The 14199-nt window shown below is 59.5% G+C and carries 12 protein-coding genes and 2 pseudogenes; 4 read left to right on the top strand and 10 right to left on the bottom strand.

The window, feature by feature from the left end; all coding sequences use genetic code 11:
• Positions 1 to 107: 107 nt before the first annotated feature.
• Positions 108 to 562: pseudogene (locus tag N2601_RS33975) on the top strand (redoxin domain-containing protein); the annotation flags it as partial.
• Positions 563 to 635: 73 nt separating this feature from the next.
• Positions 636 to 2238: pseudogene (ahpF, locus tag N2601_RS33970) on the top strand (alkyl hydroperoxide reductase subunit F).
• Between the two features lie 89 nt (positions 2239 to 2327).
• Here ahpF and N2601_RS33965 read toward each other — a convergent pair.
• The gene (locus N2601_RS33965; RefSeq protein ID WP_260306149.1) at positions 2328 to 3098 is read right to left on the bottom strand and encodes an AraC family transcriptional regulator; all 771 of its coding nucleotides are present in this window, start codon (positions 3096 to 3098) and stop codon (positions 2328 to 2330) included.
• A gap of 365 nt (positions 3099 to 3463) precedes the next feature.
• On the bottom strand, positions 3464 to 3703 hold the full coding sequence (locus N2601_RS34200) for a hypothetical protein (RefSeq protein ID WP_341850728.1): 240 nt from the start codon (positions 3701 to 3703) through the stop codon (positions 3464 to 3466).
• Here N2601_RS34200 and N2601_RS33960 point away from each other — a divergent pair.
• Complete coding sequence (locus tag N2601_RS33960) at positions 3653 to 4303, top strand: AraC family transcriptional regulator (protein WP_341850727.1); 651 nt, start codon at positions 3653 to 3655, stop codon at positions 4301 to 4303. The two genes, N2601_RS34200 and N2601_RS33960, sit on opposite strands and share 51 nt — an antisense overlap.
• A gap of 206 nt (positions 4304 to 4509) precedes the next feature.
• Here N2601_RS33960 and N2601_RS34370 read toward each other — a convergent pair whose 3' ends face one another.
• The 8 genes from N2601_RS34370 to N2601_RS33925 form a co-directional block, all read right to left on the bottom strand.
• Positions 4510 to 4659, bottom strand: a complete 150-nt coding sequence (locus tag N2601_RS34370; RefSeq protein WP_445945084.1) for an AbiEi antitoxin N-terminal domain-containing protein — start codon at positions 4657 to 4659, stop codon at positions 4510 to 4512.
• 161 nt (positions 4660 to 4820) lie between these two features.
• A complete protein-coding gene (locus tag N2601_RS33955; protein WP_260306148.1) occupies positions 4821 to 5762 on the bottom strand; it encodes a fructose-1,6-bisphosphatase in 942 nt (313 codons plus the stop codon).
• A complete protein-coding gene (gene fba, locus N2601_RS33950; RefSeq protein ID WP_260306147.1) occupies positions 5759 to 6811 on the bottom strand; it encodes a class II fructose-bisphosphate aldolase in 1053 nt (350 codons plus the stop codon). Before fba ends, N2601_RS33955 begins: the two co-directional genes overlap by 4 nt.
• Positions 6812 to 6841: 30 nt before the next feature.
• On the bottom strand, positions 6842 to 7822 hold the full coding sequence (locus tag N2601_RS33945; RefSeq protein ID WP_445945083.1) for an ABC transporter permease subunit: 981 nt from the start codon (positions 7820 to 7822) through the stop codon (positions 6842 to 6844).
• Between the two features lie 28 nt (positions 7823 to 7850).
• Positions 7851 to 9386 (bottom strand): sugar ABC transporter ATP-binding protein, encoded by a 1536-nt coding sequence (locus tag N2601_RS33940; protein ID WP_260306144.1) that lies wholly within the window; start codon positions 9384 to 9386, stop codon positions 7851 to 7853.
• 61 nt (positions 9387 to 9447) lie between these two features.
• On the bottom strand, positions 9448 to 10383 hold the full coding sequence (locus tag N2601_RS33935) for an ABC transporter substrate-binding protein (RefSeq protein WP_260306143.1): 936 nt from the start codon (positions 10381 to 10383) through the stop codon (positions 9448 to 9450).
• A gap of 224 nt (positions 10384 to 10607) precedes the next feature.
• Positions 10608 to 11390, bottom strand: coding sequence for a class I fructose-bisphosphate aldolase (locus tag N2601_RS33930; protein WP_260306141.1), 783 nt, complete (start codon positions 11388 to 11390; stop codon positions 10608 to 10610).
• A 285-nt stretch (positions 11391 to 11675) separates the two neighbouring features.
• Positions 11676 to 12554, bottom strand: a complete 879-nt coding sequence (locus N2601_RS33925) for a GntR family transcriptional regulator (RefSeq protein WP_260306140.1) — start codon at positions 12552 to 12554, stop codon at positions 11676 to 11678.
• A 270-nt stretch (positions 12555 to 12824) separates the two neighbouring features.
• Between N2601_RS33925 and N2601_RS33920 the strand changes: the two genes are divergently transcribed.
• Positions 12825 to 14189: an ABC transporter substrate-binding protein gene (locus tag N2601_RS33920; RefSeq protein WP_260306139.1), complete on the top strand. Its 1365-nt coding sequence runs from the start codon at positions 12825 to 12827 to the stop codon at positions 14187 to 14189.
• Positions 14190 to 14199: the final 10 nt, after the last annotated feature.

Below are 14199 nucleotides of genomic sequence, written 5' to 3'. Positions count from 1 at the left end.
AAGTGAAATTTATCGGCATGTCGACCTCACGCGATCGCCATCGATCACAGGCCTTGCCGTCCCATCAAACCGGGATCCGAGATGAGCCAAGTGCGCGTTCTGCGTTGCTTTGCTACCCGGCGGATTTTACCTTTGTATGCCCAACGGAACTGGGCGACGTCGCTGACCATTACGCAGAACTGCAGCGGCTCGATGTCGAGGTCTATTCGGTATCGACCGACACGCACTTCACGCACAAGGCGTGGCATGACAGCTCCGATACGATCAGGAAGATCGAGTACACCATGATCGGTGATCCAACCGGGACCGTTACCCGCAATTTCGAGGTCATGCGGGAAACGGAAGGCCTTGCCGACCGTGGAACTTTCATCGTCGACCCGGACGGATCATTCAGGCGATCGAAATCACCACCGAGGGCATCGGTCGAAATGCAGCCGACCTACTGCGCCGCGTAAAGGCGGCGCAATATGTCCGCGCACATCCCGGCGAGGTTTGCCCCGCTAAATGGGAGGAGGGCGGAAAGACCCTCGCTCCGTCTTTGGCTCTCGTCGGTAAGATTTGAGCGCAAAAGACGAGACCCCAGTTTCAGGTTGGGGTCTCATTCTGTCAGAGATGCTTCCAGGAACAGCAATCCGATGCTTGACGACGCGATCAAAAGCGAGCTTTCCTCCCATTTCGAGAAAATTGCCCGACCGATCGAGATCATCGCATCGGTCGACGCAAGCCCGACATCTCTCCAGATGATCGATCTCCTGACCGAAATCGCCAGCCTGTCGCCCCAAATCACGCTCGAGCAGCGTCACGATATTGGCGGATCGTGCCCCTTCCTTCTCTTTGAGTAGCCCAGGACGCGATATCAAACTGACCTTTGCTGGCCTTCCGCTCGGCCACGACTTCGGATCGCTTGTGCTCGCCTTGTTGCAGCTTGGTGGCCATCCACCATGCGTCGAACAGGGCGTCGTCGAGCAGATCGTTGGTCTTGAGAGCGATTACCATTTCGAGACCTATTATTCGCTCTTCTGCCAGAACTGCCCAGATGTCGTGCAAGCGCTCAACCTGATGGCCATTCTCAACCCCCGCATCAGCCATGTCGCGATCGAGGGGGGAGCCTTTCAGTCGGAGGTGTGCCAGCGCCAGATCATGTCGGTTCCAGCCGTCTATTTGAATGGCGCCTTGTTTGCGCAGGTGCGCATGGACTTGCAGCATATCGTGGCAAAGCTGGATAGCAAGGCGGACCAGCGCGCCGCCGCGAAGATCAGCAATCTTGCGACTTTCGATCTCCTGGTCGGCGGCGGGCCTGCCGGCGCGGCGTCGGCCATCTACGCTGCACGCAAAGGGCTCGCGGTCGGAATGGTTGCCGATCGACTTGGCGGCCAGGTGCTCGAAACGATGCTCATCGAGAACCTCATATCCGTACCGCAGACGGAAGGCCCGACCTTCAGATCCGCGCTCGAGGCGCATGTAAAGGAATATCCGGTCGAGATCGTAAAGGCGCAGCGGGTAGAGAAGCTCGTATCAACGGGGCGCGCCCACGAGCTCCGACTTGCAAGTGGCGGGTCCCTTAGGCCAAGACGGTCATTCTTGCCGCTGGGGCTCGCTGGCGCCAGATGGGGGTACCGGGAGAGGAAGAATACCGCAACAGAGGGGTAGCCTATTGCACGCATTGTGACGGACCCCTGTTCAAGGGCAAACGCGTCGCGGTGATCGGAGGCGGCAATTCCGGTGTCGAAGCGGCGATTGATCTGTCCGGAATCGTCTCCCACGTCACCACTGATCGAATTCGACGGCAAGCTCAAAGCCGACGATGTTCTTCAGCGCGAGGAGCCTGCTGAATGTCGATGTGATCCTGTCATCACAGACAACGGACGTACTCGGCGATGGCGAAAAGGTCACGGGCCTGAACTACCTCTCTCGCGCGAGCGGGCTTAAACACCATATCGCGCTTGATGGCATTTTCGTCCAAATCGGTCTTTTGCCGAACACCGATTGGCTCAAGGGATCGATCGAACTCTCGCAGCTTGGAGAGATCGTCGTCGATCGGCACGGGCGAACATCGCTCCCGGGGGTTTCGCCGCCGGCGACTGCACCACGGTTCCCTTCAAGCAGATCGTCGTGGCAATGGGCGAGGGCGCCAAGGCATCATTGTCCGCCTTCGAACACCTGATCCGCGCTGAGGATATCGACGTTCCCGAGACGGAGCCGGCTCGCCGGCTCGCCATCTCATCTGCGGCAGAATGACCTTTGCGCTTGTGGTCGGAGCTTAAGGAAGATAGCGAGCCGGCGATCGGATGAGACGCTGCAAGCGGGTGCCGCTTAAGCTGGACGACTTACTTGAAGAACCGGGCGGGTGTCGTTCCGAACGTTTCGCGGAAGGCTGCCACGAAACTCGAGGCGGACTCGTAACCGACATCCAATGCGACATTGGTCACGGCCTCTCCATAGGCCAGAAGTTCAAGCGCCGCCAACAGGCGGAGCCTTTGACGCCAGGCCCCGAACGCAAGATGGGTTTCCCGGACAAAGATTCGCTCGATGGTCCTTGAACTCGCCCCCACGCGTGCAGCCAGTGCGGCGAGAGGTTCGCGACTGGAAGGTTCGCGCTTGAGCATGTCCACTATGCGCAGGCCCCGTGGATCGGTGGGAATGGGAAGATCGACAGGCGAGCGGTCGAGCGTCGCGATCTGATCGAGCAATACCTCGCAAAGCCGGGCTTCCTTCGATCCCGGCTGGTAATCCCACGGCAGACCCGCGCACGACGAGATCAGTTCACGTACGAGCGGCGTGACCTCGACAACAACGCAAGACGATGAGGTGGGTGCGCAACCAATCGCCGGATCGACGTAAAGAACGCGAATTTCGGCTGCTCTCGCCACGCTCAGTTTGTGGTCCGTATTCGCGCGTATCCACAATGCCCGTGTCGGCGGCAGCACCCATCGGCTCCCTTGTGTCGAGACGTGGATCACGCCCTTTATCGCGTAAATGAGTTGATGGCGCCGGTGATTGTGGAACGATGCTTCTGTTGACGACCAGCTTTCGACCCGGCCCACAACAGGAGCGGCGGCGAAATCAGGATCGGAGTCGTTTTGACGAGCGCGCAACATCGGAGCAGATTATATCGATAAATCGTCGCGCCATCCATCCTTGTTGACGCCGCGGTTTCAGGCGCCGATCGCGGCTCCGACCTCAGAGGTGTCGTGTCATCGATATACATTGGCCGGCGGCAGATATTTACCCGCTGAATCGGCTGATAATCTGCCAAGGGTCCAGTACGACAGACGCAACGCGCGGGCTGCATGGTCCTGCGACGCGGGCGGTTGCTTCCACAGCCAACGGATCATGTCGAGCGCGTCTATTGGTGACCGGACAGCCAAAATGCGGCCTCGGGCAGCTTTTGCATGCGGCAGAAGCCCGGGGAGGACGAAAGCAGATATCCTGAAGAGGCCCTTCCTTTCGCACACGGCGCAAATCAGAGAATGTCATGATGGATCATGATCCCGCGATTTCGGTGTCGAATACGACACTTGAAACGCTTAATGATGGCGATGAGGCCCCTGGCGACCAGCGTGTGGTTTTCCAATGGCATCATTACCCCTCGGCGCACGTTGTTTCCCGCCATCTTCACGCCCGTGTCCAGCTTGTCTGCGTCTTTGCCGGCGTGGTCGTTGTGGAAACCGACGATGGGCGCTTCATGACGCCACCCGGTCATGGCCTCCTAGTGCCTGCTGGGCTGCCGCATTCTCACATCGTCGTCAGCGACGTTGCGATGGTTTCCGTTTATTTGAAGCCGGCGCAAAGCGCCGGGCGGAAAGAGCCGTTCGTTTTTCAGGTGACGGACCTCGCTCGTAGCCTGGTGCTCGAAGCCGTTAAACTTCAAGAAGCTGCCATCGCAAACACAAGGTCTTCTCTCGTGCATGAACTCTTGCTCGAAGAGATCACCAATCTGCAAGAAGAACATCTCGTGCTCTCGTTCCCGTCAGATCTAAGGCTGGCTGGACTATGCCGAGGCTTTTTGGAAGCTCCTACGCCAAATGATCATATTGATGACTGGGCGGCAAAGCTGGGGATGAGCCGCAGAGCCTTCACTCGGTTTTTCCGCCGAGAGACGGGCGTAAGTTTTCTCGATTGGCGCCAACAGGCAATCGTGTTTGCAAGCTTGCCTCGTCTTTCGGCGGGACAGCCGGTGACATCAGTCGCGCTGGAGGCGGGCTATCGTAATATCGGCGCCTTCACCACCATGTTCCGTCGGGTCACCGGTCTTTCCCCAAAACGGTATGCCGAAAAGGGCAGGTCCTTCGCCAAGCGCTGATGTTGTTGAAGGCGCAGATCAGCACGCGGCGATGGTCGGTAACGTCTCGGGTCCACCAATGGAGCGCGCCTGGAAGATGGAAGTGCAGCGCGCTTTGATTGAGAACCCGCTGAGCTCCACCGTATCGACGCCCGCGCCAGCTGGCAGGAGATTTGTACTCGACGTCCGCACCCCATCCATGTTGCCTGAACCAGGTCGGCAGCCTTTCACCCGGTTGTCCAAAAAGACAAACCCTTGGCCGCCCCCAGTTCAAGGTAATGGGCCTTGCCATGGAGTGACAGGGCAGTTCGGCCGCCCGGATGGATCGAAGCTGCCAGTTGCGCTTGAAGGGCGTAGACCCTGATGTCCAGGATCAAGGCCCTAGATGGGTGCTGATCAGTAGGCGTACACTACGAACCAGACGGGCAGCGTCACGTTTGCTCCAAAACGCGCCCCGACGCTGCGCATGCTCAAAGGTCGAGAAAGGCTCCGACGCAATCTTTTCCCAAGCCGCTGCCCGGCCCTCGAGGGGGCCGCCTCAGTTTTCCTTGTCTGCCCGATATGCCGCCTCGAGCGCTTCAACCTGCGACGCTCCACCAAAGATCAGGGGGACGCGATCGTGGAGTGTCTCAGCGTTCACCTCGAGGATTGGCATGAACCCCGTGGAGCACCTTCCTCCGGCCGCCTCGACAATTGCGGCGATCGGGCGAGCCTCGTAGAGAAGCCGAAGGCGTCCCCTACCCGATGAATCCGCCGGATACAGAAACAGCCCGCCTCTGCTGAGAATGCGTTGCGTCTCAGCAACGAGCGACGCAACCCACCTCGCATTGTACCTTATCTCGTTCCCGTGGAAGGCGTCGTTCACGAAGCCGCGGATGACATCGTCCCAGCTATCAGCACGCGCGGCATTGATGGCGATTTCGGGGAAGCGATCAGGTAGACGCATGTCCAGTTCCACGAGCCGCCAAGTATCGCTCGCATCCAGGGTGAAGCGCGCCACTCGTCCCTTTGCCAGGACCGTCAGATCGGTGGACGGCCCATAGGATGCAAAGCCGGCGATGTGTTGCGGCCGCCCTCCCGGCAAAATGTGCTTCGGCGTTGTGGCCGAGACCACCGAGAAGATGGAACCCACGGTGACATTGACGTCAAGATTGGACGATCCGTCGAGCGGATCGAACACGACCGCGTAACTGCCGGTCGCGGAGATCGGAATCGGGTCTTCCTCCTCTTCGGAAACTGCCAGGGAAATCTGTGCGAGTTCCCGACAGGCGTTGACGAAGACCTCATTCGAAATGATGTCCAGAGGCTTCTGCGCCTCCCCTTGAACATTCAGGCTGCCCGCCGACCCGGAGAGCTGGGCCAGCGGGGCTGTACGCAACGTTCGGGCTATGGTCGCGCACGCGTTCGCCAGCCCCGAAAGGACTTCCCCAAGTTCGTTTTCCAGTCCGACCGTGGACGTCCACTCGCGGATATCCGTCATCGGATGCTGCCCTCCCGATAGCGCGCCGCCATATCGTCCAAGGAAATCGGCTTGATCGAGGCTGCTCTGCCCGAAGCGCCGAATTGTTCGAACCGCTCCTGGCAAAGTCTGGACATGTTCACGGAAGCGGCTTTGAGTAAATTTCGAATGTCGAAAGACGACGGGTTGCGCGCGAGGTTTTCGCGGATCGCTCCTGTGAACGCCATGCGGAGGTCGGTATCGATGTTGACCTTGCGCACTCCGTGTTTGATGCTCTTTACGATCTCCTCAGCAGGAACACCGTATGTCTGGGGAATATTGCCGCCGAACGCATTGATCTGATCCTGCAGTTCCTGCGGAACCGTCGAAGCCCCGTGCATGACTAGGTGCGTGTTCGGCAGACGAGCATGGATCGCTGCGATCACGTCCAAAGCCAGCAAATCGCCCGTCGGGCGACGGGAGAATTTGTAGGCACCGTGTGACGTCCCGATGGCGACCGCCAGGGCGTCGACACCGGTGGCATCGACAAATCTCGCCGCTTCTTCCGGATCAGTCAGAAGCTCCTCGCGCGATAGGACGCCTTCAACACCGTGTCCGTCCTCCTGCTCGCCTCCCCCAGTTTCCAGAGAGCCGAGGACCCCGATTTCCCCCTCGACCGAAACGCCGCGCGCATGGGCAAACTGAACGGTCTCGCGCGTTACATCGGCGTTATAGGCGAAGTCAGATGGGGTCTTTCCGTCCTCGCGCAGAGACCCATCCATCATCACGCTGGAGCAGCCGATCGCGATTGCATCGCGGCAGACCGACGGAGAGCTGCCGTGGTCTTGGTGTATGCACAGGGGTACTTCGGGATATCGCTTGGCAGCCGCTTCGAACATCGCCGCGAGGAAGATATCGTCGGCGTATTTTCGCGCGCTTTGGCTCACCTGGACGATAGCGGGACTGCCGGTCTTTTTGGCTGCCTCCAAGACCGCCTGGAGGGTCTCCGAGTTGGTAATGTTGAAGGCGGGCATTCCGTAGCCGTATTCGGCGGCGTGATCGAGTATCTGCCTCAATGAAGTCAGGGCCATGTCGAAATTCCTGATTATGACGTTGGAAAGTTATGTGCGGCCGCCTTGGAGCCTAAAGCGGTCGAGCGCGACGGCTATGACGATAACGAGGCCCTTGATGATGTACTGCCAGATGTCGGAGACCCCCACGAGAATGAGACCGTTTGACAGCACGGCGATTATGAGCGCGCCGACAAGCGTTCCCCAGATCGAGCCGACGCCACCCACAAAGCTGGTGCCGCCGAGGATGACTGCGGCAATGGCGTCGAGTTCGTAAGCTTGCCCGAGTTGCTGTCCATTGGCGGCATACAGACGAGCGGCGGACATCACACCGCCGAGCCCGGCGAGCAGACCGGATGTCGCATAAACGAACAAAAGGACCAGAGGCACCTTGATACCGGTGAGCCGAGCGGCTTCAGCGTTGCCACCGATGGCGTAAATCCAGGTCCCTAGAACCGTCCGCTTCAATACGAACCACGAGATCACGATCGTGAGGAGCGCGATCACAGCCAACCAGGGAATTCCAAACAGCGTGCCGTTTCCGATGAAGTCGAACGGCAAGTCGGGGTTAAAGACTGTGGTATCGTTGCCGAGCAGGCGAGCGAGGCCGCGGATGGCCGTCAGCGAGCCGAGCGTCACGATGAAAGGGGGCAGCCGCAAACCTGCGATGATAGCTCCGTTGGCTATGCCGCAGACAAGCCCTACCGCCAAGGCGGCTGGTATCCCAAGCATCGCGATATCCGGGACCAGTGATACGATGACACCGACCATCGCAGCCGCGGCCAGAATTGAGCCTACGGACAGGTCGATCCCGCCAGTGAGGATGACGAACGTCATTCCGGCTGCAAGGACCGTGTTTATCGAAGCCTGCTGCATAACAATCGAGAGATTGTTGACCGAGATGAAGCGCCCGGTCATCAGGTGGAAACCCACCGTAAGCAATACAAGGACGGGCAGCATTCCCAGGGCGGTCATCGTCGCACGCAGGTTGGCGCGCTTCAGGTCGCCGGTTTCGCTCGCTGTCAAAGACATCGTCTCCTCCTCCGTTAATACGTCTTCTTCAGGCTGCTTTCGAGGAACCCGTCGAAAGCGCCATTATTGCTTCCTGGGGTATCTCATCCGACACGTTGGGGACGACCTCGCCCACTATCCGGCCCTCGCGCATGACGAGCACGCGGTCGCTGATGCCGATAATCTCGGGTAGATCGCTCGAAATGACGATGACGGCGACGCCGGTGGCGGCAAGCTCATCGATGATCCGGTAGATTTCAGACTTGGCACCGACATCAACCCCCCTTGTCGGCTCGTCGAGAAACACGATCCTCGGATTCCCGGCGAGAATTCTCGCGATCAGCGCCTTTTGCTGGTTCCCCCCGGACAACGACCCGACATTCACGGCTGTGGACTTCGTTCTGATCGAGAAGTCGCTGACGGCGGCTTCGGCCCGTGCGCCTGACCTGATCGAATTCAAGATTCCACCGCGTCGCGCGTCATGCGCAATGACGGAAATATTGATGTTCTGTTCGATCGACATATCCAGAAAGAGGCCGAGGCCCTTTCGGTCTTCCGTCAGGTACGCGATACCGACGTCCAGGGCCTCCCGTGGACTCTTCACCTGGACCTTTCGCCCCTCGATCTCGACGCTGCCGGAACTCTTGGCGTCTGCGCCGAAAATCATCCGAGCCAGCTCGGTGCGCCCGGAACCGACGAGCCCTGCGATGCCAAGGACTTCCCCTTTGAAGGCGTCAAAAGAGCAGTCGATGACTCTCGCGCCGTCGCCGAGGTTCTTTACGCTCAAGGCCAGATCGCCACGACGTGAATGGTCATGGACTTTTTTGTAGAAAGACGTCAGGTCCCTGCCGACCATCATCGAGATGAGGCGTTCCGCGGACAAATCCGCTCTGGTCAGGGTGCCGACGTACTTTCCGTCCCGAAGCACGGATACTCGATCTGCGAGACGGTAAATCTCTTCCATGCGGTGACTGATGTAGATCACCGCTATTCCGCGCTGCTTCAAAGCGGCGATCACCTCGAAGAGCCGTTCGGTTTCGCGCGACGTCAACGACGTGGTCGGCTCGTCCATCACGATGATCCGCGCGTCTGCGGCAAGCGCTCGCGCGATTTCGACGATCTGCCGCTCGCCCAGCGACAGCTTTGAGACCCGATCGGCGGGAGCGAAAGTCGCGCCAAGCTGCTGCAAGATCGGTTTCGACCGCTCGAGCATGGATCGATTGTCCGTGACGCCGAACCGCCGAGGCTCAATTCCGAGAAAGATATTCTGGGCCACCGTCAAATTGGGAGCCAGTGAAAGCTCTTGATAGATGACCGCGATCCCGCTTGCCCGGGAGGCGATCGGGTTGCCCGTGGAAAGCGCCCGGCCGGCAAGCAGGATTTCACCACCGGCGTCGGGAGTATACGCGCCCGACAGTATTTTCATGAGAGTCGATTTGCCGGCACCATTCTCTCCCATCAGCGCGAGGGTTTCGCTTGCGTAGACGGTGAGCGAAACGTCGCTGACCGCGCGCGTAGCGCCGAAGGATTTGCTGATCCCACGCATTTCCAGAAGTGGAGTTTCGCTAGTAGGTGGCACGGCCATAAACCTTTCCCCTCTCAGGCAACTAAAAGGGGCGACGCCACCGCGCCGCCCCTCCCTTGATTCACCGCTTGGCGTCCCAGCCGACGTAATCGTTCACGTTGTCTTTCGTAACGAGTGTCGTATCGAGGAGGGTTACCTCCTGGTCGGGCTTCTTACCGTTCAACAGATCGACAGCGAGCTCGGCCGCCTTCTTGGCCATGCCGTAAGGGTCCTGGGAGGACGAGGAAACGATGAGCGTATTGCCGCTCTTCAGCGAAGCCACGATGTCGGGAGACCCGTCAACGCCCGCAATAATCATTTCGGACCGGTTCAGCTGCTTGGCTGCAAGGTCGGCACCGATAGCCGTCGGATCGTTGGCACCGAACACAGCATCGATCTTTTCGAAGCGGGTCAGGAGCGCCTGCATCACGGCAAGACCGCCTTCGCGCGAAGCTTTGCCATCCTGGTTATCGGACAGAATCTTGATGTCCGGATATTTTGCGAACGCCTGCTGGCAACCCTTGACCCGATCCATGATCGAGGAGATCGGCGGGCCGTTGATGATAACAACGTCGCCCTTTCCCTTGAGGCGTTCGGCGAGATCGGTGCAGGCGAGCTCGCCGGCCTGTACGTTGTTGGTCATAACGGTGAGATCGGAACCCGAGGCCGACACGTCCATGGCCGCCACTATCGCGCCGGCCGCCTTCGCCTTCTCGACGAACGGCTTTACCGCAACGGCGTCGACGGCATTGATCATGACGATCTGAGCGCCGCCGGCGATGAAGCTGTCGATCTGCGATGCCTGCTTATTGAGGTCGTAGTCTGCCCCGACGACGGTGACCGCGGTGTCCGGGTTTTTCGCCTTCAATCCATCTTCAGCGCCCTTGATGAGCGGAACGAAGAACGGGTTTCCGAGCGTCCCGACCGTGATTCCGGCGTTGGTAAGCTTGTCCTGGGCGAACGACGACATCGGAATGCTGACGACCGCGACCGCCGCAAGCAATGCTAGCTTTCTCATACGATTCTCCTCCTTGAAACCGGATCACAGAACAGGCTCGCCAATTCTTGTCCGTACAGAACGTACGGTAGGTTCTCCTAAAATAGATGTCAATGAGGATTCTAGGGACTTGGCTTCACGTTACCGGCCGCAAGCTTCACGCGTCGGCTGCGCAAAGCGAAATGGCCGCGGAATGTCCGCGGCCATTGATCGGATTGGCAAATCTCGCGATCTTGAGTGGCTGGTCAGTCCTGGAACTTGACGCTGCGCGTGAGCTTGGCAATTTCCGCGATCGTCTCTTCGCCCGACTTGCGGTCGCGTTGCCAGATGTTGCGGCCGACGATGACGCCGCGCGCGCCGCCACGCAGCGTCTGCGCTACGGCGTCGATGGTTTCGGACGGGGGGCCCGACAGCGGGCCGCCGGCGATAACCAGCGGAACCTTCAGTTCCTCGGAAAGGCGCTTTGTGCGCTCTTCGCCCGGGAAGGCGATCTTGATGATGTGCGCGCCGAGGTCGTACGCGATGCGGGCAACCTTCTCCTCCTGAACGATAACTTCCTGCGTGCGCGGCGCACCCATGATGACCGGCTCGAGAACGAGAGGAATATCCCAGCGGTCACAGGCGGCGACAACCTTTCCGACGCGAGCGCACATCTGGGTCCGCTCGTACCGCGACATGTTCCAGGGGAAAAGCATTTTCACCGCGTCAACGCCCATGCGCACGGCTTCTTCGACCGTGGTGATGAGTTCGTGCGAGCCGCCGCCGTCGAGTTCGCGGAACTCGTAATAGGTGTCGATCGTCAACACGCGTGTGAGATGCGAATTGGCGGCAAAGAACTTCTCAGTCTGCTTTACCTGGCCGGGCGTCATCATGAAGCCGGTGACGTCGTTGTTCGCCCACGCTGCGAAAGGCGCTGACGGCGTTTCAAGGCCTTCGATACGGTCGAAGATGAGACCGTGGTCAACAGGCATGATGATTGCCGCGCGATCACTGGGCAACGTGCGACGTAGACGATATTCCATCGACATGAGATTTTTCCTACTAATTTGGACGGGCACTCCCGCCCTGTTTGCGCTCCACCCTCGTCTGCCGTTTTGTACGGACAAGACGGACGATACGTATCTACGCTTCGTTCAATCGGGGTGTCAAGCGGAAATGCCGACCGCGGATGCTGACGAGACGGCGCGGTGGCGCGGCAGAACGCCGTCGACGGCGCACGCATGAAATCGTGCGCGGTCCAACGGGCGATCGGCTGGAAATTCAGAGGAGCGTTTTCGTCCGGCGATGGAGTGCCGGGACCGCAGGGTTCCGGCTTATTCGGTTTCGACGGAGCCAGGCACCGACTCGGGCTGCGCTTCGGCGTCTACGGAGATCGTGACGACGTCGCTTCGAACAAAGGATCGATAGAAGTCGAAAACCCGGCCGAGCTCGGAGCGGGAAGTAGACTGCACGAACAAGACGGGAGCACCGCGGGCCAAGCCCAGATGCTTAGCAGTGTCCGCCGGTGCGCCAATCGCAGCAACCTCCCGTCTTGCGGCAAAGATCGAGAAACCAGCGGCGGCCAAGGTCTGGTTCAGCGAGGCACTGCCCTCGAGGACGGGCTTGCCGACGAGGAAGCCGCCGACATCCGCGGGCAGATAATTCGTCGAGTGCATGGCCGCCTTGCCGTCTATATGGCGAAGGCGCTCCAATACAAATCCGCTCTCCCCGCGCGGGAGGCCGAGGGCCTCGGCAGCGAAATCCGGGAGCGGCTCGAAATCCGCGCGCAGCACCGACGTTTCAATGGTTCGGTCGGGCGAGTGTGCGCCGGTTTCCAGAAATCCTTGGGTTACTTGCAGCTTCCATTGGTTCTCGGCGGGGTCGGCGATGAACGCGCCGCGCCTCGGTACGAGCTTGATCAGTCGCTGCTGCTCGAGCGCCCTGAGCGTCTCGCGTACGGTGGAGCGAGCAAGATCGAACGACCGGCACAGCTCCGTTTCGCCGACGCGATCTCCGACCGTGTATTTGCCCGCCTTGATATCCGCTTCAATTATTCGGGCGAGCTGAAGGTAGTAAGGTTCGGCTGAGGTTCGATCAATGTTTTGCATGGCTCTTTCATCCTGTCCGGACGAAACGTACACGTATGAGTGCGCCTCGTCCATTGATTCGACCCAATCGATAAAGAAATAAGCTCGACCGTGCTGATAAAGCAACGGCTTTCTCGAGCATCTCCCGCACTGCGTATGACGGATCGGGACCGACATTCATCACCGAAATCCGGCCTTTGCCTGTCGAAATCGTCCTTTTTTTCGGCTTGGCCGCCTCCAGCGACAACAAACCCGTTGACGACGGCGCAATCATTTTGTACGTACAAGACATACAGTGCGGCATTCTGGTGGAGAGGGTCTGCGCTGTGGCCTCGGCGAGCTTCGCCGACGGGTTTGGTTCCGACAATAGTGTCGGAATGTTTGGAGGAAGTCATTATGTCTACGAATAAGTGGCGAACGGCCGTGGCCGGTTCGCATGTGAGCATGCTTGCCTTTTCGATCGCTCTTGGACTGTCGGCGGCCCGTCCGGCGCATGCTGAAGAGGTGACCCTCACGGTCGCTCTCGCGGCGAATCCGCAGATGGAAACGGCCGCGAAGCTCATCGAGAACTTCTATGCCAAGTACCCCGACATCAAGGTGAAGTTCCAGACTCTTCCCGAAAACCAGCTGCGCCCGACCGTTCTGAAGGACGTGGCTACCAAGTCCGGCCAGTTCGATGTCGTCATGATCGGCGCGTACGAGGTTCCTCTTTGGGCGGAGAAGGGCTGGATCACCAATCTCAGCAAGGAGTACGTCGCCAAGGACACCGAATGGAAGGCCGATGACCTTCTGACCCCGATCCGTGACCTGGTTTCGTTCAAGGGCGATATGTACGCAACGCCGTTCTACGGTTCGTCGTCGTTCATGTTCTATCGGAAGGACCTCTTCGAAAAAGCCGGCCTGACGATGCCGGAGCAGCCGACCTGGGATCAGGTCGCCGAGTTCGCAGCCAAGCTCGATGACGACGCAAACAATGTCTCGGGCATTTGCCTCCGCGGCATTCCGGGGTGGGGCCAAAGCCTCGCGCCGCTTACGACCGTCATCAACACCTTCGGCGGGCGCTGGTTCAACGAGAAGTGGGAGCCGCAGCTGAGCTCTGAAAAGAGCAAGGAAGCGATCAACTTCTATGTCAACCTTCTGAAGGAACACGGCCAGCCTGACGCGGCGAAGGACGGGTGGCAGGAATGCCTCCAGCTGTTCACACAGGGCAAGACCGCCATGTGGTACGACGACACGGTTTTCGCCGGTCCGGTCATCGACCAGGCGAACGACCAGGTGAAGGGCAACGTTGGCTTTGCTCTCGCGCCGATCAAGGAAAAGCCGGGCTCCGGTTGGCTCTGGGCCTGGGGCCTGTCGATCCCGACGACCAGCAAGCACCAGGACGCAGCTTGGAAGTTGGTTTCGTGGCTGACAAGCGAGGAATACATCAAGCTTGCCGGCGAGAAGGCCGGTTGGGGTACCGTTCCTCCTGGCTCTCGCCAGTCGACGTACAAGCTCGCCGAATATGAAAAGGCGACGAAGGACTACGCGGAGCTGACCCTCAAGTCCATCAGCGCGGCCAACCCGTTGAAGCCGACGGTCGATCCGGTTCCGTACACGGGCGTCCAGTATGTCACGATCCCCGAGTTCGAGCAGATCGGCGATTTCACCTCGCAGCAACTCGCCGGCGCGATCAGCGGCCAGATGAGCGCCGATGACGCGATCGCGGCTAGCGAGGAGAAGATCACGGAGATCATGGAGGACGCGGGCTACATCAAATGATTGAGCCCAG

Origin of the sequence: Rhizobium sp. CB3060 (assembly GCF_025200735.1) — a bacterium.
Taxonomy (GTDB): Bacteria; Pseudomonadota; Alphaproteobacteria; order Rhizobiales; family Rhizobiaceae; genus Rhizobium.
Note: the sequence above shows the minus strand (reverse complement) of the source record. Positions and strands in the feature narration are given on the sequence as shown.

Bases quoted from the DNA above. Each gene is read 5' to 3' on its own strand.
- N2601_RS33955 (WP_260306148.1), bottom strand. From the start codon at position 5,762: ATGACGGATATCCGCGAGTGGACGTCCACGGTCGGACTGGAAAACGAA.
- N2601_RS33935 (WP_260306143.1), bottom strand. From the start codon at position 10,383: ATGAGAAAGCTAGCATTGCTTGCGGCGGTCGCGGTCGTCAGCATTCCG.
- N2601_RS34200 (WP_341850728.1), bottom strand. From the start codon at position 3,703: ATGACCGGGTGGCGTCATGAAGCGCCCATCGTCGGTTTCCACAACGAC.
- N2601_RS33930 (WP_260306141.1), bottom strand. From the start codon at position 11,390: ATGTCGATGGAATATCGTCTACGTCGCACGTTGCCCAGTGATCGCGCG.
- N2601_RS33920 (WP_260306139.1), top strand. From the start codon at position 12,825: ATGTCTACGAATAAGTGGCGAACGGCCGTGGCCGGTTCGCATGTGAGC.
- fba (WP_260306147.1), bottom strand. From the start codon at position 6,811: ATGGCCCTGACTTCATTGAGGCAGATACTCGATCACGCCGCCGAATAC.
- N2601_RS33965 (WP_260306149.1), bottom strand. From the start codon at position 3,098: ATGTTGCGCGCTCGTCAAAACGACTCCGATCCTGATTTCGCCGCCGCT.
- N2601_RS33940 (WP_260306144.1), bottom strand. From the start codon at position 9,386: ATGGCCGTGCCACCTACTAGCGAAACTCCACTTCTGGAAATGCGTGGG.
- N2601_RS33945 (WP_445945083.1), bottom strand. From the start codon at position 7,822: ATGTCTTTGACAGCGAGCGAAACCGGCGACCTGAAGCGCGCCAACCTG.